Genomic DNA, 24,812 nt, shown 5'->3' on the forward strand with positions numbered 1-24,812 from the left:
TGATTTTACTGTTGATTCTTCCAAAGCAAATATTCTTTTCTCATACAAACAGCACAGGGGCGATAACCAGCTTTAATCGTCTCTGTTTCGTTTTCAAAGAATACCCTGTTTTCTACTTTCATTCTTTTACCTGCCCTGCAATCTAATCTTCCATAGATTTTCAGATTTTTATTCCCACCAAAAGCTATTTCTCCATTTTGTATTTTTAGCAATAATGCTTTCGAGCGTACAAAAGTTTTATCACCTAAATCTTTGTGTCTTATCATTGTGCATCATGAAAAATAATTCCCAGATTAATTCTTTCACCATTTTTTACCTCACTTACCCCATGTCGCATGGTGGTACGATAATACCCTTTTGTACCCAACACCGGACGAAAATTAGTAGTAAAAATAACCGCCTCACCCCTATCAGGCTGTAACACTATCGGTTTAGATTGCATCCGCGGACGATTTTCTACCATCACAAACTCCCCTCCTGTATAATCAACCTGAGTTTGGGTTAGAAAGAACACAATCTGAAATGGGAAATATACTTCTCCATATAAATCCTGATGCAAGGCATTCCAGTCACCTACATGATATTTCAGAATTAAGGGGGTTGGGCGATTTTGTCCTGCCTGATGGCATTTTTCTAAAAGTTCATCTAATTGACCTGAAAAAACTTCATTCATCCCCAATTTAAACATCCAGTCGTTAGCCACCTTAGCCAAATATGGGTAAATAGATTGCCGCAATTCTGTAATAATATCCGGCAAAGGGTACTTAAAATACTTGTATTCACCGCTCCCAAATTGATAGCGTTTCATATTGATAGTATTTCGATAAAGCATGTTATCATCGTATGATGCTGCTAATTGCGTACATTCTTCCTCTGTAAGAATTTTGGGTAAAACTGCGTATCCTTTCTCATGCAGGCTTTCAGTATGCAGTGACCAATTTAAGTTTTCTATACGTTGAGCGATATTTTCTGTCATGTTATTCGTATTTGTTTCAGCAAAAATGGACAATGGATTTTTCAGAGTCGAGCCGAATCTTGCTCTATTATAAGAAAAAGCAAAAAACAGACTGATAGATTAGGCTTAGTATGCGTATTTTTGAATTCTAATCGACAAACGCATGCACCTACCAAGCAAAGAAACACTTGACCCAAGTAATTGGAATGAAATAAGAGCCTTAGGCCACCGGATGATTGACGACATGATTGATTATCTGCAAGGCTTACGTGATAAACCTGTATGGCAGCAACCGACAGCCAAAGTAAAAAAAGTATTGAATCGCTCTCTTCCGCAAGAAGGTCAGCCTGCAGAAGAAATCTATCAGGAGTTTCTTTCTTATATATTACCCTATAATAAAGGTAATATTCACCCTCGTTTTTTTGCATGGGTACAAGGTAATGGCACTCCTTTGGGTATGTTGGCAGATATGCTTGCATCAGGTATGAATCCTAATACCACCATTGGCGATCATGTAGCTATGTATGTGGAGCAACAGGTAATAGATTGGTCGAAAGAAATGTTTGGCTTTCCTGAAACCGCTAGTGGCTTGTTAGTGAGCGGCGCTACAATGGCAAATCTTACAGCACTCACAACCGCCCGTAACTCACTAAAAGATTTACAAATCAGAGTAAAAGGAACAGATGATAAGCTAACGGTTTATTGTTCATCAGAAACGCATATCTGTGTCATAAAAGCTACCGAAGTATTAGGCATAGGTAGCGAACGAACAAGAATAATCCCTGTAACAGATACTTTCCAGATAAGCGTACCTGCACTAGTAGCCAAGATTAAAGAAGACATTAAAGCAGGCTTCAGACCTTTCTGCGTAGTAGGCAATGCAGGAACGGTTAATACCGGAGCCATTGACCCATTGGAGGAAATCTACCAGATATGCAAAGAATTTGGCTTATGGTTTCATATTGATGGGGCCTTTGGTTCATTGGCGAAACTAACTCCCAAATTTGCAGACAAGCTGAAAACCATTGAAAAAGCCGATAGTCTGGCTTTTGATTTCCATAAATGGTTACACGTTCCTTATGAGTCTGCTTGTGTTTTAATCAGAGATAAAAAACTACATCAGGCCGCTTTTTCATCAGTACCGAATTATTTATCAGCACATGAAAGAGGTCTGGCAGCAGGCCCAGAGCCATTAACCAATTATGGCATTGAATTATCCAGAAGTTTCAAGGCTTTGAAAGTCTGGATGTCGTTGAAAGAACATGGGATTCAGAAATATGGCCGATTAGTGCAGCAGAATATTGACCAGGCGCAATATTTAGGAGAGAAAATATTACAAACCCCTCATTTAGAATTGTTGGTTCCCGTAAGCATGAATATTGTCTGCTTCCGTTTCAATAATAGCCAACATTCAGAAGAAGAGCTGAATCAATTAAATAAAGAGATTCTGATGCGCTTGCATGAGTCGGGTATTGCCGCACCTTCTTATACCATCATTCAGGGTAAATATGCCATTCGTACTAATATTACCAACCACCGCACCCGTCTGGAAGATTTAGATTTATTAGTCAATACCATTCTGGAGATTGCTACTAACCTTTTGATAAAGGTAGTTGAATTTGACCCTAACAATCCGACTCATTATCAGGCTTTCAAAGAAATCAATTATGCCTGGATTAATAAGTATTTTAAAGTAGAACAAGGCGACCTGGACTCATTGGAAAATCCTGTAAAATATTTTATAGCCACAGGCGGAGCTGTTTTATTGGCTTGTAGAGGTGACGAGATTTTAGGAACTACTGCGCTAAAACCCATCGGAGATAATAGTCTGGAACTCTGCAAAATGGGTGTAAGCCAAGCCGCTCGCGGCTTGGGCATTGGTCATGCCATTGGTGACGCTGCTATTAAAAAAGCAAGAGAATTAGGTGCTAAAAGATTGTATTTAGAAACGAATTCCAGCCTTAGTCCGGCGTTGAATTTATATAAAAAGCTGGGGTTTTCGAGGGTGGAAAATTTTATTTCACCTTATGTAAGAGCCGATGTCGCGATGGAAATGTACTTATAGTTTTTCATGAAAAACTATTATCTTCGCACTTTCAAATAACCAAAGTAATCAAAGCTCTAAAGTAATGAGAAAAAAAATCGCCGCTGGCAACTGGAAAATGAATAAAACTTTTGAAGAAGGTCAAATCCTTTTGTCAGAAGTAGTTAATATGGTGAAAGACGAAATCGTTAACCCAAATGTACAGGTTGTACTTTGTGTTCCGTTTCCTTACCTAAGCACTTTCGGAAAATTGATTGATACCCCTAAAGTATCTCTGGGTGCACAAAACTGTTATCCAAAAGCTTCTGGTGCTTATACCGGCGAAGTTTCTGTACCAATGCTACTGTCAGTAGGTGTTGGACATATCATTATCGGTCATAGCGAGCGTCGTCAGTATTTCAATGAGTCTGATGCTTTCTTAGCTGAAAAAACAAATGCAATTTTAGAAGCAGGATTAACACCTATCTTCTGCTGCGGTGAGACCCTTGACCAACGCAACGAAGGTATTCATTTCGATTTCGTGAAAGGTCAGTTAACGAACAGTCTTTTCCATTTATCAGCCGACGATTTGAAAAAAGTAGTAATTGCTTACGAACCCATCTGGGCTATTGGTACAGGTGTAACGGCATCAAACGATCAAGCACAGGAAATGCACAAAATCTTAAGAGACCATTTAGCCTCTCAATACGGTGCAGAAGTAGCTGAAGAAATCAGTATTCTATATGGTGGTAGCGTAAATGGTGCCAATGCACAAGAACTTTTCGCTTGTCCTGACGTAGATGGTGGTTTAGTAGGTGGTGCTTCTCTTAAATCAAGAGAATTTGTAAATATTGCCAAATCATTCTAAGATATATAAAAGCGTGCTATGGTTTCCATGGCACGCTAACCTAATTTCTTCTTTCTCGGTTGCAGAAAATACAGAATTCCTCCCACCGAAGCTATTAACAGCACTATCAATAATATCTTCTGCAAATTTCCCTCATTCGGATTCTCTAATAGTCTTCTGATTTCATTTGCCTGATAGCCCGTCCAGACGGCTAAAACCGTGCGTGGAATCATGCCTAAAAAGCCCCCTAGTAGTATGTTTTTCAGCTTTGCGCCTGACAAGGCAAATACGAAGTTGGTTAAGGCAAAAGGCAAAACAGGCGATAGTTTAGCAAAGAAAATAATCTTTAGTTCCTGCTCTTTGATATTATCTAATATCCCCTTAACTCTTTTATTTTCTGATAGATATGTTTTGAAACGGTCTTTATCTAACCAGCGGGTTACCATATTTACAAGAAAGATAGCTATCATGTTTAAGGTAAATACAGGTAGGATGGCGTGCCATCCCAAAAAGTAGCCCAAAACCAATGCCAAATAGGTAGGCGGAGTGATGGCCAATGCAGATGTAAAACAGCAAATAAGCGTAATAATTGTCCAGGCTTGCTCATTATACTCTCCAATTTCTGCTTCATGAGCGATTACCCATATAGTGATAAGGGAGGTAAAAATAAGCGGAACAATGGTTAAGAAAACCGATGAAATAAGTGCAAAGGAGTATTTTCTGATTTGTTTCAAGCGTAGCCAGGTGGTTAAGCCGCAAAATTACAAATTAGAAAATACTTGAACTATAACTTTATAGAAGAATTCCGAAACGTATGACTATTGGTGAGTTATTACCACCTAAACCTTGTGGACTTATAAATCCACGGTTCGGATAACCAAGATTATACATTAATGCCAGATAGCTTCCTCGCTGCCCTTGTCGGCCCTGGTAGAAGCCAGCGCCTATCAGCGGCGAGCCTTCCCATTTCTTTTTTATATCGGTTACAGGCGTATTGGCATTAAAAGAATAGAACTGGTTAGAGTAAGCATTCATCATCTCATATTCGGCCTGTGCAAAAATCGATCGGAATACTGGTTGACGAACAAAAAGTTTTGGACCATAGATAAAATCTCCACCACCATTAAATACACCCTGATAGATGATGTTTGCACCGAGTCCGACTACCGTTCCTTTGTTGGTCACTTCGTAACCCACCATTGGAGAAACATCTATGTAGAATGCACCCCAGAAGCCCAACCAGAAGTTGCCGCCGTAGCGAAGCTTGTCTTTCCAGGCGGGTTTGGGTTGCTCAAAAAATGCAGGTTTTTCTTTTTCTTGTGGTTCTTCTTCTTGTGAAAATGCAGCAAATGCACAAGTGATGAGGGTAATGGTTAAAAAAATTTTACGCATGTGTTAATGCAGTGGTTTCTTGTAAAAAATCAGGCAGTTTAATGGTCTCTAACAAATGTTCTTCAAGCATATTTGCCCACTCTTGTAAATAAACGATTACATCTTCGCGAACATTGTGGCGCAAATGACGTTTTTCTACAGGCAAACGCATTAAGATTTCTTTATCAGAAAGTTTCTCAAGATTCTGCAAATCTTCTATCGAAAAGCCTGATGTCAATAAATCAAAGATTATCAAATCAATAGGCATCGTACTGGTTTCACAATAGTCGTTTAATTGCTCGTTCCAGTCTCCGTTGCCTTGCATGGCATAGGCATGAATCTCGGCTTTGGTTCTGTGCGTAACTTCCTGTGCCAGGTTCCCGCAATTGCAACTGCCCATATGTCCCCACATATATTGGCTGCCATTCTGCATTTTTTCAGCCGTGCGACGAATTGCCTCTATAATTTCTGTTCTTACTTGTGCCATGATTATATCTATTTAACGCCCTTATCTGCCTCCCATGAACCTTGTAGTTTACGGATATAAATAATTTGTCCGGTATGGTAGGCATTGTGTGTACCTATATGGGCTATGGTCGAATACATTTCTTTCAATTTGGCTTCATCGGTTGCCTCTACGAACTTCTCTAAATCTGCCAGAACCCCATCTAATCTTTTAACAATATCTTCCCAACTTTTTTTATCAAAATTAGTAAATGTTTTATCGTTATCACCATCAAATTTAGCTACATCTTGTCCTTTGAAATTGGCTAACACACGCCCATTCCAGAACAGCAAATGATGAGCCAGTTGCCCGATTGAGTGATTGCCTTTACCATCAGTCCAATTGGCTTGCTCGGCTGTTAAACCTGCTAAAGCAATATTCACAGGCACAAACCAGTCTTTATCGGTATGTGTCGTTTTCAATTGCTCTAACAAAACAGATTTAAGTGTCGGTTCAGGTTTTGTTTGTCCCATTGCTAAATGAGCGATAAGGAGTAGGAGAAGTATCTTTTTCATAATAATAAGGTTTTTGATTATGAAAGTACGATTTCTGTGGGGTTTTGGCAAGGGTAGAGGAAGAAATTTATATAAACATCACTAAATTGTTGTTCATCCATTCTTGCAGAGACGCCACGCTGTCGTCTTCAAGGGCCTATGAAAATGAGACAATTATCTATTATTTTATTATTTAAAATAGCATTTCAGGGAAGGCAAAGACCAATGAAGATGCCAGCATGGCGTCTCTACAAACTGCAAAAAATCATATCAACACAATATCATTAGCATTTGCCACTTCAAAATTCTGAGTTTTCAGATTATCCAGTAATTCATTCGATGGTACTTTAGTACGCGCAACCCCTACCATTATTCCGTGACTATCGGTTATTTCTACCACCTCACCTGCTTCGAAATCACCTTTTACTTTTTTGATACCTACGGCTAGCAGACTGCTACGTTTTTGTAAGGCTTTTACTGCCCCAGCATCTACCTGCAAAGTACCTACCGCAACACTCCCACTAGCCAGCCATTTATTACGGGATGAAAGATTGGCTGCCTGAGCTGAAAACTCGCTTCCTGCTTCTCCTTTCATAGCTTTCAGGATACCATCCTCAGTCTTCATACCAAAAATAATTACCCTGATACCCATACGGGTTGCCAATTTGGTAAAGGTAAGTTTGGATGCCATACCACCAGACCCCAGGGCTGATTTGCTATTATCAACCAGGCCCAATATCTGGTTATCGATGGTTTCTATTTTTCTGATGATATTTTTCTTCTGGTCTAGTAGGCCGCCAACTGAGGTACAAATCATCAGGGTTTCTGCACCAAAGCCTGTGGCGATAAGGGTTGCCAATTCATCATTATCCGAAAATCTTAACTCACGGTTACTTACTACGTCGTTCTCATTAGCAATCGGAATAATGCCATTCGCCCATAATTCCTGATAGGTTTCTTTCAATTGTAAGAATTGTTCACGATTACCAAAATGCTGGCGTTCGCATAAACTCTGGGCAATCTGGATATTGTATTGAGAGAAATATTTGGAATAGATATTTAGTAAAAGCGGGTTACCAATAGCTGCAGCGGCTTTCCGCTCAGCGATTTCTCCTGAATAGTTTTTAATGAAATGCTTTCCTGCTCCCACCGCTCCTGAAGATACGAGTACGATATGATAATGGGCATGGAGTTCAGACACCTGGCGGGCTATATCGGCAATAATTGTTTCGTCAGGCTCGCCATTGCTTTGGGTAATTGAGGCTGTTCCGAATTTAATGACAAGGGTAGGTAACTGACGCATGTAATAGGGTGCTTAACGCAAATTTTATACTTTAATAACTGTTGTCTTTCTATAAAGCAAAAAGACGCAGAGTATTGCGTCTTTTTGCTTTATGAAGTGTTAAATTTAAATCTTTCAATTTCTAATCTTCCTATAAGTAACTGATTAACTATCTGTCTTACTTATTATCCGATTTTATCTCTAAACTTTCGCAGGCTCTGCGAGCGGCTTCCTGTTCGGCTTTTTTCTTATTCCAACCACCACCAGTGCTGATGGCCTCGCCGTTTACCTTTACCTGAGCCACAAATTCTTTATGGTGGTGTTTACCGTTTTCCTGCACAATTTCAAAAACAATCTTCTTTCCTTCTTGCTGTGCCCAACTTAATAGAATACTCTTATAGTTGGTATTAGTCTGGATAACCGTATCAAGGTCGAAATAATTGGCAATCAGTTTTTTCAGAATAAACGACCGTGTAAAACGGAAACCTTTATCTAAATAAATCGCTCCAATCAGGGCTTCCATGGCATCGCCGTACATCGATGTACGATTGTGAGCGATACGCTGGCCGTCGAACTGAATCAATTTTTCCAAGCCGATTTTACGGGCTACCTGATTCAACGATTCTCTGTTGACAATTCTTGAACGAATCTCTGTTAAAAAACCCTCATCTTTGAATGGATATTTTTTGAATAGATATTCGGCCACTATCATACCCAATACCGAATCGCCTAAGTATTCTAATCTCTCGTTAGATTCACGAAAACCACCAATATTTGTCTCTTTTGAGGCTGAGGTATGTCGAAAGGCTAACTGGTAAAGCAACGGATTACTCGGCTTTTCACCTATAATTTGCTCTACTGCTTTTCTAAACTCACGTTCCTTTGAACCTGATTTGAATAGTCCCCAAAAATTACTAGCCTCCGACAACACGATTCGAAATTAGATTTTCTTAAATATTAGCGTAGCATTATGTCCGCCAAAGCCAAAACAATTACTCAAAACTACATCTATTTTTTTAGATTTCGCTACATTAGGAGTTAAATCTATTCTCGGATCGATTACTTCATCGATATTGAACAGATTTATAGTCGGTGGCACCATCTGATGTTGTATGGCTAACACCGCTGCAACAGATTCAACTGCTCCTGCTGCCCCCAGTAAATGGCCTGTCATTGACTTGGTCGAACTAATACTCATTTTGTAAGCATGATCGCCAAATAATTGCTCTATGGCTTTTATTTCCTGTGGATCACCCAAAGGTGTTGATGTACCATGGGTGTTAATGTAGTCAATTTCTTCAGGTTTCATATTAGCATCTTCCAACGCATCCTGCATTGATAAGAACGCACCATATCCCTCTGGGTGTGGTGCAGTAATATGATAGGCGTCTGAAGACATACCTCCACCTACAATTTCACAATATATTTTGGCTCCACGGGCTACGGCATGCTCATATTCTTCAAGAATCAATGCTGCACCGCCATCGCCTAATACGAAACCATCACGGTCTTTATCGTACGGGCGAGAACCTGTGGCAGGGTCATCGTTTCTTTCAGACATAGCACGCAGGCCATTAAAACCACCTATACCCGCTTGAGTAATGGCAGCTTCTGAACCTCCTGAAATACAAATATTGATTCTACCTAAGCGGATGTAGTTAAACGCATCTATAATCGCATTGTTGGTAGAAGCACATGCTGAAACAGTAATGTAGTTTGGTCCGCGGAATCCGTATCTGATAGAGATTTGCCCAGATGCACTGTCGGCAATCATTTTAGGAATAAAGAACGGGTTAAATTTCGGAGTACCATCGCCACCGGCAAAGTTAATTACTTCTTCTTCAAAAGTTTTTAACCCGCCAATACCTGAACCCCAGATAACGCCGGCTTTGTTTTTATTGATTTGTTCTAAATCCAGCCCGGAGTCTTTAATAGCTTCATCGGAAGCTACTATTGCATATTGGGCGAATAAGTCCATTTTACGGGCATCCTGCCTTGGAATAAACTGTGTTACGTCAAAATTTTTGACTTCACAAGCAAATTTTGTACGGAATTTACTGGCATCAAATTTTGTGATAATGGCAGCACCACTAACACCGTTTGATAATCCGTGCCAGAATTCTTCTACCGTATTCCCGATAGGCGTTATAGCCCCCAATCCTGTTACAACTACTCGTTTGAAAGCCATAAAATGAGATTTGAAGTTTCAGAGTTATAAAGTTTCAAGTTTCAGGCAAATATCATGAAACTTGAAACTCGCAACCCGAAAATTATTTAGAATTTTCTTCCAGGTAAGTAATAGCCTGACCAACGGTCTGGATATTTTCTGCCTGGTCGTCTGGGATAGATACGTTGAATTCTTTTTCAAATTCCATTATCAATTCCACAGTGTCTAATGAATCTGCTCCTAAATCATTTGTGAATGATGCTTCTGGAGTTACTTCTGACTCATCAACGCCGAGTTTTTCTACGATAATTTTCGTTACTTTAGATGCAATTGCTGACATTTTGAACTGTAGTTTGGTGAAAAACGACTGCAAAGAAAATGGTTTTAACTGAAAACAACAAAATACACGAAAGTTTTTTAGTATCAGAAAACTTCCGACCTTTGTGATTGTTTTATATTAAAACAAATAAATACGAAAGAAGTTTTGGGAAAAAGCATGAGAATAAAAATATTTAATTACTTAATTCCGAAAAACCAATTGAATAATAGGTTTAAAAAATAAATAAAGTGCTGAAAGTCAATCAATTAAAAAATCAGAATTCGGGGAATTTTTTCCTTATTGCAGGGCCTTGTGTGGTAGAAGGAAGAGAGATGGCTTTGGAGATTGCCAAAAAAGTAAAAGCAATTACCGACCGTCTGGAAATTCCTTATATTTTTAAGGCGTCTTACCGAAAGGCCAACAGAACCAAATTAAATTCGTTTACAGGTATTGGCGATGAACTCGCTTTAGGTATTTTAAAAGAGGTAGGCGAGACTTTCTCGCTACCAACTATCACAGACATTCATGAGTCTGATGAAGCGGCTCTGGCAGCCAAATACGTTGATGTTTTACAAATTCCTGCGTTCTTGTGCCGACAAACCGAATTGTTGGTTGCAGCTGCCCAAACAGGTAAAGCTGTAAACGTAAAGAAGGGGCAGTTTATGCACGGCTCAGGCATGGGCTTTGCCGTAGAGAAAATCAATGCAGTTAATCCTGATGTGCAGGTAATGCTTACCGATCGAGGTAATTCGTTTGGTTATTCTGATATTGTAGTTGATTACCGGAACATCGTTGAAATGCAGACTTTTGATGTACCTGTCGTAATGGACTGTACACATTCATTGCAGCAGCCAAATCAATCATCGGGCGTTACAGGTGGTAACCCTGCCATGATAGAAACCATAGCCAAAGCGGCTATTGCAGTTGGAGCAGATGGCATCTTTATTGAAACGCATATGAATCCATTAGTAGCTAAATCTGATGGAGCGAATATGTTGGCTTTAGCTCATTTGGAGGAGCTTCTGGAGAAGCTCGTGAGAATACGGGAAGTAGTGCGTAAAAATTAATGCATCCCTACATAAAGCGCTTAAAACAACGATTTTATTCATTTAGGGTCTATAATTCGCCATTAAATAACAAATGAGAATTGTATTTCTTTTTTTCAGAAAAGATTCTTTATTTTTGTTATATTAATGTCATGTATGACTCCCAATCACTTAATATTTCTAATGCAAATGGCCAAAAAGAAAGATGCTCAGGAAGAGCCGGAACAACAAATTAATATCGAACTGTCGGAAGAGATGGCTGAGGGGGTATATGCAAATCTGGCAATGATTGCACACTCAAACACTGAGTTTGTGATTGATTTTATTCGTCTGATGCCCGGAGTACCTAAAGCAAAAGTAAAATCACGCGTGATTCTTACGCCTGAACATGCGCAACGTTTACTCACTGCTCTACAAGATAATATTTCGAAATACGAAGATAATTTTGGTACAATCCGTCAAACCAACGAACCAATGCCATTCCCGATGAATTTTGGCGGCCCAATGGGTGAAGCCTGATTCTGAATTTGTATATTAAAAAGCAAGAGCCTGAGAAGTGATTCTCAGGCTCTTGCTTTTTAATATTGACTCATGGTAATTCTACAGATAACAAAAGTTCGTACAAACCATTTTCTGCAAACATTAAATAGACCTCTTCTATATAGTATTGCTTTTCTTCAAAATAAAAATCCTGTTCTGCTGCAAGCATTTCGCTTTTAAAGAAACTTCTCATTTCTAATGGGTCAGTAATAGTTCCTATTATAGATTGATCCCAAGCATTTATAATTGTAAGTTTTTCAATTTCCATATAGTTTTATTTATCAAAAAATGAATTCAATTTTAGAATCACTAAAGATTAATAAATATCCGAAAATTTTTTACAACAAAAAACTGTACTTTTATTATATCATATACTCGTTAGGTGAAATTAATTTTAAGGATTTAATATATCGTCCCTACGGGACTTCACTTTTAAAAAATGACTACTTTTTCTACCGATATGTCGTCCCTCTGGGACTTAAAAATATCCCGTAGGGATGCTATATCGGTAGAAAAAATAGACTTTTCAGAGATTAGTATCCCGTAGGGATAATATATTTTTAATTTCACCCAACGAGTTATATCCTATATTAAAACTCAACTCCCAATCTTAACACCATCCGCTTATATTTTCTCACCTCGTTCGTCTCCGACCAATATACCTCATTCCCATTTCTATCCATCTTATATTCAGCCCGTTGGAAACGATAACCTATATTAATTAACCAGGCAGAGCCATTCCGCATCGGCAGCCTGTAGCCTACTGTCGGGCTTACTAACAATCCTCCCTTTGTATGGAACCCTGTATTGTCTTCATTTAACCAGGTAGTTGAATACCCTGCGTCTATTCCTGCCTGTAAGCCGCTTCCGCCCTCTTTTTTCTGTAATATACTTCTGCGTACACCTAAAGCTATGGGCATTAGCACCGTTTCTCCGTAACCATCAACCCCTATAGTTATACCGGCCGCTGTTTTACGGTCGATATAAATACCGTTAAACGTCTGCATCGACAGATTCACTTTATTTTTTATCTGATATTGATCAGGATAATTACCGGGATAAGGGTAAGGATACCACCCTCCATAATAATTAGCCTGATATTTAATTCTTCCGAACAATCCTCCGAATTCAGTCATGTTCACAAACTTATGCTTGCGAAAGAAGCCGCCTTTTTCATCTTGTGCTTTTATGGCAGTATTGCCTAGTAACAACACCACGAAAATCAGGCTGATTTTACTGATATATATATGTATGTTTTTCATTTTGATGCAGATTTAGGAGTTAGGATACTGGTTTCACCGGAATTTTACTTATCAACTTCATATCTTTCGGGTTTGAAGTGTCATATTGGTATAATCCGTCTTTACCAACCATTAATAAATGTTTCCCTCCTAGCGGAATCACATCAAAGGCATTCATATCTTTCATATGCTGTTGCAATTTTATATCGGTTGCACTACTTGCATCAAAAGACTTCAAGCCAAATTCTCCCTCACAAATAAACAGGCTTGGAAAATCTACCCCTAATCCGGCCGGATGCTGCATTTCATAGCTTTTAAGTAACCTCGGAGAGTATATATTAGACACATCTATTACATCCAGACGATTAGGCGCTACACCGCATAAACCAGTGCGCAGAGTAACATAGGCAATATCATTAGCCACTACTACAGGGTCACAGGCACGGGCGTGTTCAAACATGGTTACACGCTCAGGTTTGGCAGGATTCTTATTATCGAAGATATACATACCTGTAGTTGAGCCGATGAACAATTTATCTTTATAAGGGAAAATGGTCTCGATACCCCAGCCTAAATTGATTTTACCTTCCTGAACGGGCTGGCTCAATGTTTTAATATTGAAAAGAAGTAAGTCATTTTGTGAAACCGTGTAAAGGAAATCATCATAAATGGTAAATCTAGCCATTGAGCCCCCTTGCCCTGTACCACTGGCCGAAGGACCGGTAGGACCTTTTGAGCCAGAATAAAAAGACATATCATTGGCATAATAAATAGGATTAGGATTTACTATCTGAAACCCACAATTGGTACGTATTTTATCAGTGACAATCTTCGTATCATAATCGGTTACAGTCTGATACCCTACATTGTACGACCAGGTAATACCATCGGCTGTTCCATAATTAAAGACATCTTTTACTCTACCCATTTGCTTGATATTCTTTGGGTCGGTAATATCAAAAGTCACGACATCCATATAGCTATCCACATAAAGAATATTATCCTTTACTGCCATATCTATCACACCCGGTATTTTCAGAAAAGCGATATTCTGCGGTTGCTGCGGATTAGCGTTATCAATGATATGCAGCCCTTTCTTTAGCTCATTAATAAAGATATAATTATCTTTTACATAGATTTTACCCAGATTCACCAATTCCTGCGGCCCTTGTGAGGCAATATCTTTACGAATCTGGTCAGCTGAAAGCACAAAAGGTACGGATGTGCGGTAGGTGCGGGTTGTCTCGCAGTCGTCAGTACATGAGGTAGTGCCTAAAGCCACTCCCAGGCTTAGCAACACTGCAAGTTGTTTGAAGTAGTTGTTTCTCATAGTTTTTAGCAGGTATAAGGAATAGAAAAGTGCCATGCGTAGAGATAAGCATCTGTATACGACATGGCACCTGATAGAATTTATTTCAATTTAATTTTGGTCAGCTTGAGTGGTATTCCGGCATATAAAACAAGGTCACCTGTTTGTATATTTTGTTTCACTTCGCCACTGAATACTATTTTGGTTTCGTGTTTACCTTTTAATTCGGCTGGCAGATTAGCTACTGCAAATCGATGCGAAGGTAGTGCCGCACAAGACAATGGGTCCATCACCCCTTCTACTACAATCACAGTCAGGTCTGCATTTACCTTCATCAGATACCCCTCTTTATTGTTGATGGTCTGAATAGTTGGTAAATTATCTATATCACTTGTTGGTGATACATCGAAGCTTTCTTTCTGGCAGGCCACAAAAAATATCGTGCAGAAACTAAGCACCCAGAGTTTTTTCATACGTTTAGCCTATTAAAGGTTTGAGATTTTTCCGGTAAATAGAATGGTATTCGATTGTTTTTCACTGATAACAAACAAAAACGGACGATTACAAACCACTGTCGGATACACAGGAACCGAAGTAAGCACTACGCCTATGGTAGTTACGGCTGCTGCCTCTGTACCTTTCTCATCAATGCCCACATAGGTGTTTTGTTTCACCATGCCTACTTTTAATTTACCTGCAGGGCTCGCAATTTTCGATAAATCGGCTCCATCAGTGAAGGCTGCTTTGATTCCCATCTCGGTCAATACCTTTTTCAGATCTGCCTCATACTCAAGGGTGAATTTCGGTAAACCGACTATTGTTTTCTGCTCTTTCAAGGCACCATTTAATGCCTGCCACTCACCTGTTGATAAACTGGCTAAAGTAGCATCTGTTGATTTATCCGGTAGAATCACGGTCATAACATAGTTGCCATCACCATAAGGTAGTTCTACGGCCTGATAGTTGTCACGTTTGGCGTACTTTACATTTTCGGTCATGTTCATCATTTTCACGCTCTTCACACCCTTTGTACCAGTAAAGTTTTCGTCCCTGGTATTTTCTGCTTTGAACTGGGTTTTCCAGTCACCTTTGAAATACAGCGCATTCATCAGGAATAAAATCTGATCTTCTCTGATTTCTTCTAATACTTTCTTGATTTTACCATTCGTATTATCACTTGCCCAATTGTTAATTTTATTGACAGTCGCTTTATCATCAAAATTTTCTCCGAACACCCCTGCGTTAAAATAGGTTTTCAGGTTATCCAGATAAGACGGCTCTACTTTGAAAGTATTCCGATACCAAACTGAGTTAGCGATAGTATTTTTCACTTTCGGGTCACTCAATGGCAGGTTATCTATCAAATCTTTATATATACCATTAGTAGTAGCCATATCGCCAGAAACGCGCAAAGCTTTCTGAATTTCTTCTTTTGTCTGGGTATCTGCTCCATTCAATAGCATGCCTAAGGCAATGTGCAGACTTAGTGGTGAGACAAAATAACTTTTGTCAGCCTCTTCGATGGCATTATGTTTTTTCCAGAAATCAAATGCAAACTCACTTGTCTGGTCTGAGAATGCAGCCGGAATCGCTTTTAATTCGTTATTAGCTTTTATGGTGTTGGGGTCTACTGTATTACCCTTATTATCACAACTGGCCGCAGCTAAAGAGCACACAGCAGCGAGTATGGCAATCTTAAGCGTTTTCATAAGTTAGTTGGTTGGTTTAACAAATCAGGTTACAAAATTTTACTATTTCTTCTCAAAATACATTACTCCGTTAGCAGGTTTAGCCAGATAAAATACCAGTATATTTTTATCTTTGAAATCGTATCTTTCAACATTTCTCAGGCTCTCATAATAAGTCATTTCAAAAGCATTGGCTTCATTAGTGCCTGCTATTTTAGTAGAACCTAGTACAGGAAACTTAATTGTCTTTTTTGCTTCATCTACTTCTGCCTCAGCAAAATAAAAGTTTACTGAACTTCTGCCATTGATAGTCAGTTTGCTTTCTTCATTTTTAAACTCCAGAGATACATCGTACTTAGGTGTTATACCATCAGCATAACTTTTGAATTTCCATTGTCCTAACAGACTGGAAGTTCTTAAAGCATCAAATGACGCACCATTACTTGGCACATCTATTTTTTCGCTTTCGCATGATACCAGAAATAAGCTACTGGCCATTAACGCAATTATTAACTTTTTCATTTTACCGATTTTCTTAATTTTCTATGTGAATTCCTGACAAATTTTAATGCCATAAGATATATGTTACTCAGTCGGTCAAGGGAATAAACAAACGAGAATGTTTTTCCCCTGACGTAAACAATCGTTTTGACTGAGGCTCAGTACCCTTTTCAATACTATAGATACTTATTACTTAAAAATGGTTGGAATGGGGGTGAATTTTCTGGTAGAAAAGATAGAAATAAAAATGGTTATAGATAAAGAATCATCTATAACCATTTTTAATAGATATAAGATTTGATAAAATTGTACTTAATTCAGCAGTACGCCATACAGAAGATTTACAAAACTGCTATATATAATATCAAAACCTCTTCAAAACCAACTCACTAACCGTCTGCCCGATAGATAGTGAAGAAGTTGCTGCAGGTGATGGTGCATTACATACATTCACAGCGCGTTCGTTTTCGAAGATGGCGAAATCGTCTAATAGACCACCATCATAATCGCAGGCCTGGGCTCTTACACCTGCTCCACCAGGAACCAGGTCATCTTCTTTTATTTCAGGGATTAATTCTTGTAATGCTTTGGTAAAAGCGCTTTTAGAGAAAGAGCGATACATTTCGCCAAAGCCCGTGCGCCAGTATTTAGCTGCTACTTTCTGGAAACCTCTCCAGGTAAGGGTCTCAAATAACTCTCCGAAATGAATATCCAGTTTCTTATAACCCTCGCGACGGAAAGCTAAAACGGCATTTGGCCCTGCTTCTACGCCCCCATTTATCATACGGGTAAAGTGCACGCCCAGGAATGGAAAATTAGGGTCAGGAACCGGATAGATAAGATTTTTAACCAGGTATTGTCTTTCAGGTTTTATTTCAAAATATTCACCTCTGAAAGGGGTTATTCTTAATTTATTCGCTCTTTCGTCAGTCATTTGCCCCACTTTATCTGAATAAAGTCCGGCACAGTTTACTACCAACTTGGTTTCGTAAGCACCTTTATTAGTATTGACTATTGAGGTATTGCCTTTATCAGTAATGCTTTCTACTTTTTCATTAAAGACTATTTCACCACCTAATTGCTGAGTTTTTTCCAGATATTTTTCGCAAACTTCTACATAGTCTATAATTCCGGTTTGAGGGACAAAAAAGCCCTTTAGTCCGTTTACGTGTGGTTCATATTCTTTTATCTGCTCTGCATTCAACATCTTAAAGCCCTCTAAACCATTTTGCGCACCTCTTTCAAAAAGTCCATCAAGAATAGAGATTTGTTCCGGGCGGGTGGCTACTACTACTTTTCCACATAAATCATATTTGATACCCTCTTCGTTACAGAAATCCAATAACATTTCGTAGCCTCTGATACAATTGGTTGCTTTTAAACTACCCGGTTTGTAGTACAAACCAGAATGAATAACCCCACTATTATGCCCTGTCTGGTGTTGCGCAACTTTATTTTCTTTTTCAATAATCAATAGTTTCAATGCCGGATTTCCCTGTTTGATTTTCAAAGCAGTAGCTAAGCCGACAATTCCTCCACCAATAACAATTATATCGTAGGTCATATTCAATTATATAGAGTAGTTTTTCTGCAAATATACGCCAAACGTCTCTTTTTATTACTGAACTTGTTCAAGACTTTATTTTTCTATTCGTTTTTCCAATAATAAGCTGTCAGAAAAGTTTAATAAATAAACTACAGACACATATGAGATACTTACTATTTATATACATTAGTTTTTATGCCGTTAGCTGCACTCAAACCCTAGCCAAAGAGAAAATATCACGAGATACATTGACTGATAAATCAATTGTAGCAATTATCCCTTATAATCCGACTGAAGTTTGGGTATTTGAAAATGGGAAGCCCACTGAATTAACAACTATTGAGATGGACAAAATTGAAAGATTATTAGAGGCTTATATACGTGAATATAATGTCCCACAACTAAAACGATATAATCAGTGGAATGAAGCATTTCCTAAGGAGCATTATAAAAAAGAAAAATTTATTATTGATTTAAAGCGCTATAAACGACAGTATGTGGCTATTATTAATGCTAAAGGAGAAAAAGAAGTATGGATTAATTGCTTTTGTAGTAATCCCAAATACTGGGAAAAATATATCGTAGAAGTCCTGGATGGAGGAAATTGTTATTTCAATCTTAAAATTAATCTAACAAAAGATACCTATTATGACTTAATGGTCAATTGAGAGGCTTAAATATCTAACAAAAAACGCCATCCATAAATATAGATGACGTTTCATTAGACTATAAGGTAAACAGAATTTTAAGGATCGAGTGGATCATAAGGATCCATATGCAAACACTCAATCACAGGATAAAACTCAATTTTATGATTGGTCAGCTGTTTTTTACGCGTATAAGGTGTATAGCCCAATTCACGCATATTTCTTGCATCGAAACTATCGGCCGCCGAATATTTTGTTTGCGACATTGAGGTGACAAATAAAGATGGCATATCTACAGGAATACCATAATGAATCATCAAACGAACAGAATTTCGGATATTGGTTGTCGTATGTCTGGCCTGCGGCTCAGCAATAATGGCAGAAGCCGGAATATTATATTTTTCCATCAGGTATTTTTTCATTTCTACCGCCTCATTATAAGTGGTCTTAAACGGATAGCAGTAACCACCTGTAGGAATAATAAAAGGAGCATCTCCCGCTAAATAGCTGCGAGCGGCCGCATCACAGTGGAGTTTCCCTTCATGACCAATAGGTATTTTTAATTCAGGGCCCGCTCCAGGAAGCACAATAGCTGCATATTTATATTTCTTCCAATCTGTTTTCTGAATTTGTAGGTAGGCCGCTTTGTTGATGCCTTTCTCCAAAGGTTCCAGACGCGCTGGTTCATCACGATCGTTTGCCTGCATCAATTGCATGGCTACAGCCAATGAAGGTTTATAAAAAACGTCAAAGCTTTTGCTGCTTTCATCCAATGATGCCATCATATCTTTCAACATGATGCAATAGGTACGGGAGGTTACGACATAACTGGCAGAATCAATATGTGGATACCTCATTTTTTTACCAAGGCCAAACTGATTAATAATATAATCCATCCCGTAAAAGCACTGATTCCATGCTTTAGCCAATAAAACCTCATTTGATAACCCGACAAAACGCTGATAATACCCCGAGGGACGCAAATGCCCGTTGATAATTTTATCGAAAGCTTTTTTATTGGCAGCATAAACCGAGCTTAATTCTTTAGCTAATGCAGCAGTATCCGGTTTCCAGAAAAAATCACTCAGCAACGATACCGGATGCGAGCAGGTATCTGTTACATGCGTTTTCAATACCTCTACTTTGTTTTGCAGAAAGTTTTTGAATGCTGCATTACCCGTCAATATAGTTTTTACTTCAGGAGTTTTCTCAATAACCGTAAGCAGGTAAAAGTTTTTATCAACCGTTAAATCGCTGGAAGAAAGCGGACGGTAATTTTTATCGTATCCTTGCCCAGCCACATTCATGATGAACAGGAAGCAAAGGAAGAGCGTGTATAGGAGTTTTGTTTTCATTGTGTTTCAGTATTAAAAAGTAAAGAGGGGAATGCTGAATCAACATTCCCCTCTCATATTAAAATCAATAGCCTGGATTCTGATACATTTTTACAGGATCCAATTTCTGCTCGTCAAACGGAATCGGGAAATAAATATCTTTGGTTGATACGTTTTTCAAATCAGAAATACCATAGTCAGCCTGATTTTTACTTTTGAAATAATCCACAAATCCCTGAGCATTATCACCAAAGGCACGGAGCAAATCAAATAGACGGTGGTTTTCAAAAGCCAGCTCCGATCTGCGTTCGTGAAGAATAGCTAGTTTCAAAGTAGGGTATTTGGCGTGATAGGCTGGGTCAGCATCAGATACTGCATAGTCAGGCAAACCTGCACGCTTACGTGCCTGATTCAAATAGCCGATTGCTTCTGTCGTATTTCCTAATTTTTCATTTACTTCAGCAAGCATTAACACGATATCTGCATATCTCATCAGAATAAAATCATTACCACCCCAACCATTGGCAGCAGCAGCCTCGCTTACATCACGGTATTTAGTAATAAACCATGCTTTTGCACTGGCATGATCTGCATATTTCACCGAGAAATCTTTTCTGATGTCTCCTGCTTCATATTCGTTCACTACATCAGGATTAATAAAAAATCCACGACCTGTTGATGGTCTCTTAGAGTTAATCGTCTCACCAATCGACTGATTACGATACGCCAAACCTGAGGCATAGTTCTGGTCTCCTTGTCTGTATACAATCTGGAAAATAATTTCAGGATTCGTACTCTTTTTCGCTACATCAAATACATCAGCGTAAGGAATCTCTGATAATTGGCCAAAAGTTCTCATGCCATAACAAGCTTCTAAATATTGTTTAGCTTTCGCAAAGTTCGCTGGTTTTTCAGTAGGTAAAATCGATCCCATAGTCAAATAAACCTGTCCCAATAAACCATTGATAGCAGCTTTACAGGTACGACCTTTATTTCCTGCATTCTGAATATTCGGCAAGTCTGAATTTAATGCAGCCGTTAAATCTTCAGTGATTTGTTTGTAAACCAATCCTTTTTCTACTCTGAATGTGCTGGCTACGATTTCGTCATACGAAGTCACGAATTTAGTTACCATCGGTACATCTCCCCATTTACGCACTAAATGGAAATAAGCTAATGCACGAAGGAAAAGCGCCTCCGATTTATAGATAGCACGATTCTTCTCATCTGTGAATTTAACTGCCGGATTGTCGATATTTGACAATACATAGTTGGCACGCGATACTATAGTGTATAGGGCATTCCAGTGGCCTGTCATTTCAGGATTGGTAGGCACCAAAGTAAAGTTGGTGAACTGGAAAGGAGTACCTGCCGACGACTGGTTGTCTGTACGGCCTGCGTTATCAGAACGTTCTTCGCTGTACAAATCGCTGCCTTCTCCTAGTGCACTATTGCTACGGATAGCATTATATACACCCGCTACCGCTTTTTGAACATCTGTTTCTGAAGAGAAAAACTTATCACTGGTAATGGCGTTTGGGTTCTCTATCTGCAGGTAATCTTCACATGAAGATGACACTAGCGCAATGAATATAAATATCAAACTAATTTTTTTCATGATTCAGGTTTGTTTTAGAATTGTACTTTTAATCCGGCATTAAACGATCTCATCAATGGATATTTACCATAATCTACACCCGGAGTTAAGTTTGACCCGTTGTTATAATCTACCTCAGGATTATATCCTCTGTATTTCTGGAATGTAAACACGTTATCAGATGAAACGTAGATACGTACATTTGAAATTTTGTTGTTTGTAACCGCCGCTGTATTCCAGTTGTAGCCAAGAGTGATGTTGGTAATTCTCAAGAACGAACCATCATTCAGATAGAATGTCGACAGACGTGTACTGTTACTTTGTGTACCCCCACGTGCCGCACGGTAAATTAAGCCACTTCCTGGATTTTCTGGGGTACGGAAACGTTCGTCAACAATAGCATATTGGTTACCCGAGCCTTCCATATTTAGGTTGTAGTAGTTCTGACCGTCAAGCACCATATTGCCCTGTGTACCATTGGCAGATACTGAAAGATCAAGGTTTTTATAGCGCCCAGAAAGGTTGAACGCATAAATGAAATCTGGATAAGGATTGCCAATGATTGTTTTATCAAGGTCATTCACAATACCATCTTTGTTTGTATCCTGAAACAACAAGTCACCCGGCTGGATTTTGGTACTTTGTGCTGCCGAACGTGCCGGGATATCATCATTTGCATCAGGGGCATTATTAATAGCGTTAGCCTCTTCCTGCGTTTTCACCATACCTATCACTTTAAATCCGTAGAACATACCCACCGGTTGGCCTTCCATCGTAATATGGGTATCATAACCACGCTCAGCACCTCTGGTAAGAATGGTAGAAGCACCACCTAAGTCAAGTACTTTGTTACGGTTTACTGAGATATTTCCACTGGCACGCAATTCATAATCTTTAGATGATAATATAATTCCGTCTAACTGTAAATCGAAACCACGGTTATTGATTTTTGAATCAGGTAAGTTGGTCAACATCGTAGTAGAACCTGACACCGCCGTAATAGATTTTGAGAACAATAGGCTATAAGTATAACTATCGTAGTAGTTAGCAATTACCTGTAGACGATTGTTGAATAAGGCTAAATCAAGACCAATATTAGTTTGCGAAGTTGATTCCCAACCCAATTTATCATCACGGAAAGCACCCGGATACATGGCTGTTTGCACAGTATTTCCAATAACGACACCCGACTTACCTACCACTTGCTGGAAATTGTAAGCACCAATACTATTGTTTCCGCTCACGCCCCAGCTGGCACGGAATTTCAATGAAGACCTTTCTCCTAACATATTTTTGTAGAATGACTCATCAGAAATTGTCCATCCACCGGAAATAGACGGGAAATACGCCCAACGGTTTTTAGGACCAAATAATGAAGAGCCATCACCACGGAATGAAGCGGTAATATGATAACGATTCAGATAATTGGCATTAAAACGCCCGAAGCCTGACGCCATCGCATATTGTGTAATACCTGTACCACCACCTCTGGTAAAGTTGGCAGGGTCTGAACCACCACCAGTTATAAATGGCACTTTATCATCCGTAAATCCATTGGCTGTTACATTAATTACATCAGTCAAATGCGATTGAGAAGAAGCCCCCAATACACCACTCAGATTGAAATCTTTTAATCTTTTATTATAGTTCAATGTAAATTCAGTCAGATAATCTCTTTCATCTGTACGGGTATTCTGCGCATTAGCTGCCGTAATTGCCTGAGGCGAGAAAGGAGCATTCACGCCTGAGGTAATACTTGTCGGACGATAATATTCCCAGTTGTTGGTGAAGTTATAAGTACCAAATGACAATTTAGCTGTCAAAGCATCCATGATTTTGTACTGTCCGTAAACATTATAAGTCGATCTTGTGGTTTTACGGAAGTTCTTCACTAATTGTGTATAGGCCATCGGGTTTTCGATGTCACTCTGAAAAGCATAATCACTTGATTGTGAAGACATTTCGTATTGCGACAACGTACCATCAGTGTTATAGGGTTTCATAAAAGGCAAATAAATCAAAGCTGCCATTACCGGGCTTTGGTGGAAACGTCCCTCGGTTACTTCATTGCTTTTGGTATCTGTATAAGCCAGATTAGCGCCAATAGTTATTCTTTTTGAAACATCTAAATCAATATTCGAACGCAAATTGTATTTCGTCATGTCGGTATTCAACATAATACCATCCTGATTCTGATAACCTCCCGAAACAGCATATCGCACACCTGTACGTCCACCTGCAATTGATAAGTTATGTCTGTGGTTTCCTGCATTACGATACAGTTCATCCTGCCAATCGGTGTCATACTCAGGTTTTTTGATAGTTCCTGTGGCAAAATCATACATATACTCAGGAATTCTGATGGTATTCGCATTTACGTTGTTAGTACGGGTTGTACGAACCGTATTGTTATCCTTTACATATTCGTCTGACCATACTTTACCTTGCGAAATCATCAGGTCTTTGTAAGTCTTGTTGTGCGCATCTACAAACAAATCAAAGAATTGTTGTGCATTCAATACATCAACTTTACGAGCCAACTGGTTGATACCAAACTGGTAATCGTAGGTTATCATGGTTTTTCCTTCTTTTCCTCTTTTGGTTGTAATCAAAACCACACCACCAGAGGCTCTTGAACCATAAATAGCTGCCGAAGCAGCATCTTTCAAAATTTCAACCGATTCGATATCTTCCATATTCAGGAACAAATCACCATTAGCCGGATACCCATCAATTACGTATAATGGATCTGAACTCGCATTGATAGAACTTGTACCGCGCACGCGGATTTTTGTAGTGCCATATGGTGCACCACTTACCTGCGAAATTTGTACACCTGCTACTTTACCTACTAAAGCCTGCCCAACAGTTGGGGTACTAAGGTTCAACTCACTCGCTTTTACACTGGCAATAGCGCCTGTGATATCACTTTTACGCATGGTTTGATAACCAACTACTACTACTTCTTGTAGTGAACGGGCATCAGCTTCCAATGCTACGTTTATATTGGCACTAACAGGCACCTCTGCTACTTTGAAACCAATAAATGATATAACAAGCGCAGTTGCATCTGCTGAAACAGACAATACAAACTCTCCCTTTGCATCGGTCAGCGCTGCTGCCGATGTTCCTTTTACCTGAACCGAAGCTCCCGGCAACGGCTCGCCTGTCTCCTTCTCCGTGACTTTCCCTCTGACCTGACGGCTTTGCGCAGCCGCAGGTAACGTATAGCATCCAAGCAGTAAAAAGCATGCTAACGTTTTAAAAATTGATGTGAATACTTGTTTGCTCATGTGATTAGTTTTAGAAATTTTCCGCAAAAGAAGTCAGCGAATATTAACACTAAATCACCACCATGTAATGTAATTGTTAACAAGCAGATATGAAATGAGAAAGTAGA

At 39.0% G+C, this 24,812-nt stretch carries 25 protein-coding genes; 5 read left to right on the forward strand and 20 right to left on the reverse strand.

Going from position 1 to position 24,812, the window contains the following annotated elements; translation table 11 throughout:
* Window positions 1-5 precede the first annotated feature (5 nt).
* Window positions 6-266, reverse strand: coding sequence for an Ada metal-binding domain-containing protein (locus D0T08_RS12895; protein WP_116983069.1), 261 nt, complete (start codon window positions 264-266; stop codon window positions 6-8).
* On the reverse strand, window positions 263-976 hold the full coding sequence (locus tag D0T08_RS12900; protein WP_116983070.1) for a 2OG-Fe(II) oxygenase: 714 nt from the start codon (window positions 974-976) through the stop codon (window positions 263-265). The genes D0T08_RS12895 and D0T08_RS12900 overlap by 4 nt, the downstream gene beginning before the upstream one ends.
* 142 nt (window positions 977-1,118) lie before the next feature.
* Here D0T08_RS12900 and D0T08_RS12905 point away from each other — a divergent pair, with 142 nt between their 5' ends.
* Together D0T08_RS12905 and tpiA are read left to right on the forward strand one after the other, a co-directional pair.
* Window positions 1,119-3,020, forward strand: coding sequence for a bifunctional aminotransferase class I/II-fold pyridoxal phosphate-dependent enzyme/GNAT family N-acetyltransferase (locus tag D0T08_RS12905; RefSeq protein WP_158561261.1), 1,902 nt, complete (start codon window positions 1,119-1,121; stop codon window positions 3,018-3,020).
* 64 nt (window positions 3,021-3,084) lie between these two features.
* Window positions 3,085-3,846, forward strand: coding sequence for a triose-phosphate isomerase (gene tpiA, locus D0T08_RS12910; protein ID WP_116983071.1), 762 nt, complete (start codon window positions 3,085-3,087; stop codon window positions 3,844-3,846).
* Between the two features lie 35 nt (window positions 3,847-3,881).
* Here tpiA and D0T08_RS12915 read toward each other — a convergent pair whose 3' ends face one another.
* From D0T08_RS12915 to D0T08_RS12950, 8 genes are all read right to left on the reverse strand, one after another.
* Window positions 3,882-4,559 carry a TVP38/TMEM64 family protein gene (locus D0T08_RS12915; RefSeq protein ID WP_116983072.1) on the reverse strand — a complete coding sequence of 226 codons (678 nt, stop codon included), beginning with the start codon at window positions 4,557-4,559 and terminating at the stop codon, window positions 3,882-3,884.
* A gap of 58 nt (window positions 4,560-4,617) precedes the next feature.
* A complete protein-coding gene (locus D0T08_RS12920) occupies window positions 4,618-5,217 on the reverse strand; it encodes a hypothetical protein (RefSeq protein WP_116983073.1) in 600 nt (199 codons plus the stop codon).
* Complete coding sequence (locus D0T08_RS12925; RefSeq protein ID WP_116983074.1) at window positions 5,210-5,683, reverse strand: hypothetical protein; 474 nt, start codon at window positions 5,681-5,683, stop codon at window positions 5,210-5,212. The genes D0T08_RS12920 and D0T08_RS12925 overlap by 8 nt, the downstream gene beginning before the upstream one ends.
* A gap of 8 nt (window positions 5,684-5,691) precedes the next feature.
* On the reverse strand, window positions 5,692-6,216 hold the full coding sequence (locus D0T08_RS12930) for a DinB family protein (RefSeq protein WP_116983075.1): 525 nt from the start codon (window positions 6,214-6,216) through the stop codon (window positions 5,692-5,694).
* A 244-nt stretch (window positions 6,217-6,460) separates the two neighbouring features.
* A complete protein-coding gene (proB, locus tag D0T08_RS12935; RefSeq protein ID WP_116983076.1) occupies window positions 6,461-7,498 on the reverse strand; it encodes a glutamate 5-kinase in 1,038 nt (345 codons plus the stop codon).
* Between the two features lie 157 nt (window positions 7,499-7,655).
* Window positions 7,656-8,408, reverse strand: coding sequence for a ribonuclease III (gene rnc / locus D0T08_RS12940; RefSeq protein ID WP_116983077.1), 753 nt, complete (start codon window positions 8,406-8,408; stop codon window positions 7,656-7,658).
* Window positions 8,409-8,417: 9 nt separating this feature from the next.
* Window positions 8,418-9,665, reverse strand: a complete 1,248-nt coding sequence (gene fabF, locus D0T08_RS12945; protein ID WP_116983078.1) for a beta-ketoacyl-ACP synthase II — start codon at window positions 9,663-9,665, stop codon at window positions 8,418-8,420.
* Between the two features lie 82 nt (window positions 9,666-9,747).
* Window positions 9,748-9,984: an acyl carrier protein gene (locus D0T08_RS12950; RefSeq protein WP_116983079.1), complete on the reverse strand. Its 237-nt coding sequence runs from the start codon at window positions 9,982-9,984 to the stop codon at window positions 9,748-9,750.
* Window positions 9,985-10,214: 230 nt separating this feature from the next.
* On the opposite strand from D0T08_RS12950, the gene kdsA reads away from it, so the two are divergent.
* Window positions 10,215-11,030 (forward strand): 3-deoxy-8-phosphooctulonate synthase, encoded by an 816-nt coding sequence (kdsA, locus tag D0T08_RS12955; protein WP_409012927.1) that lies wholly within the window; start codon window positions 10,215-10,217, stop codon window positions 11,028-11,030.
* Window positions 11,031-11,198: 168 nt separating this feature from the next.
* A complete protein-coding gene (locus D0T08_RS12960) occupies window positions 11,199-11,528 on the forward strand; it encodes a DUF3467 domain-containing protein (protein ID WP_116983386.1) in 330 nt (109 codons plus the stop codon).
* Between the two features lie 70 nt (window positions 11,529-11,598).
* On the opposite strand, the gene D0T08_RS12965 is transcribed toward D0T08_RS12960, so the two are convergent.
* The 7 genes from D0T08_RS12965 to lhgO form a co-directional block, all read right to left on the reverse strand.
* Window positions 11,599-11,817: a hypothetical protein gene (locus D0T08_RS12965; RefSeq protein ID WP_116983081.1), complete on the reverse strand. Its 219-nt coding sequence runs from the start codon at window positions 11,815-11,817 to the stop codon at window positions 11,599-11,601.
* Window positions 11,818-12,139: 322 nt separating this feature from the next.
* Window positions 12,140-12,811 carry a hypothetical protein gene (locus tag D0T08_RS12970; protein ID WP_116983082.1) on the reverse strand — a complete coding sequence of 224 codons (672 nt, stop codon included), beginning with the start codon at window positions 12,809-12,811 and terminating at the stop codon, window positions 12,140-12,142.
* A 19-nt stretch (window positions 12,812-12,830) separates the two neighbouring features.
* On the reverse strand, window positions 12,831-14,120 hold the full coding sequence (locus D0T08_RS12975; RefSeq protein ID WP_116983083.1) for an LVIVD repeat-containing protein: 1,290 nt from the start codon (window positions 14,118-14,120) through the stop codon (window positions 12,831-12,833).
* 80 nt (window positions 14,121-14,200) lie between these two features.
* Window positions 14,201-14,572 (reverse strand): hypothetical protein, encoded by a 372-nt coding sequence (locus tag D0T08_RS12980; protein ID WP_116983084.1) that lies wholly within the window; start codon window positions 14,570-14,572, stop codon window positions 14,201-14,203.
* Window positions 14,573-14,584: 12 nt separating this feature from the next.
* On the reverse strand, window positions 14,585-15,808 hold the full coding sequence (locus D0T08_RS12985; RefSeq protein WP_116983085.1) for a serpin family protein: 1,224 nt from the start codon (window positions 15,806-15,808) through the stop codon (window positions 14,585-14,587).
* Between the two features lie 42 nt (window positions 15,809-15,850).
* Window positions 15,851-16,309 carry an META domain-containing protein gene (locus tag D0T08_RS12990; RefSeq protein ID WP_116983086.1) on the reverse strand — a complete coding sequence of 153 codons (459 nt, stop codon included), beginning with the start codon at window positions 16,307-16,309 and terminating at the stop codon, window positions 15,851-15,853.
* A gap of 343 nt (window positions 16,310-16,652) precedes the next feature.
* Window positions 16,653-17,852 carry an L-2-hydroxyglutarate oxidase gene (gene lhgO / locus D0T08_RS12995; RefSeq protein WP_116983087.1) on the reverse strand — a complete coding sequence of 400 codons (1,200 nt, stop codon included), beginning with the start codon at window positions 17,850-17,852 and terminating at the stop codon, window positions 16,653-16,655.
* 143 nt (window positions 17,853-17,995) lie between these two features.
* Here lhgO and D0T08_RS13000 point away from each other — a divergent pair, with 143 nt between their 5' ends.
* Window positions 17,996-18,502 (forward strand): hypothetical protein, encoded by a 507-nt coding sequence (locus tag D0T08_RS13000; RefSeq protein ID WP_116983088.1) that lies wholly within the window; start codon window positions 17,996-17,998, stop codon window positions 18,500-18,502.
* Window positions 18,503-18,579: 77 nt separating this feature from the next.
* On the opposite strand, the gene D0T08_RS13005 is transcribed toward D0T08_RS13000, so the two are convergent.
* The 3 genes from D0T08_RS13005 to D0T08_RS13015 form a co-directional block, all read right to left on the reverse strand.
* Complete coding sequence (locus D0T08_RS13005) at window positions 18,580-19,836, reverse strand: YdcF family protein (protein WP_199538156.1); 1,257 nt, start codon at window positions 19,834-19,836, stop codon at window positions 18,580-18,582.
* Window positions 19,837-19,900: 64 nt separating this feature from the next.
* Window positions 19,901-21,433, reverse strand: a complete 1,533-nt coding sequence (locus tag D0T08_RS13010) for a RagB/SusD family nutrient uptake outer membrane protein (RefSeq protein ID WP_116983090.1) — start codon at window positions 21,431-21,433, stop codon at window positions 19,901-19,903.
* A 14-nt stretch (window positions 21,434-21,447) separates the two neighbouring features.
* On the reverse strand, window positions 21,448-24,705 hold the full coding sequence (locus D0T08_RS13015; RefSeq protein WP_116983091.1) for a TonB-dependent receptor: 3,258 nt from the start codon (window positions 24,703-24,705) through the stop codon (window positions 21,448-21,450).
* Window positions 24,706-24,812 lie beyond the last annotated feature (107 nt).

Origin of the sequence: Emticicia sp. C21 (assembly GCF_003418935.1) — a bacterium.
Classification (GTDB): Bacteria; Bacteroidota; Bacteroidia; order Cytophagales; family Spirosomataceae; genus Emticicia.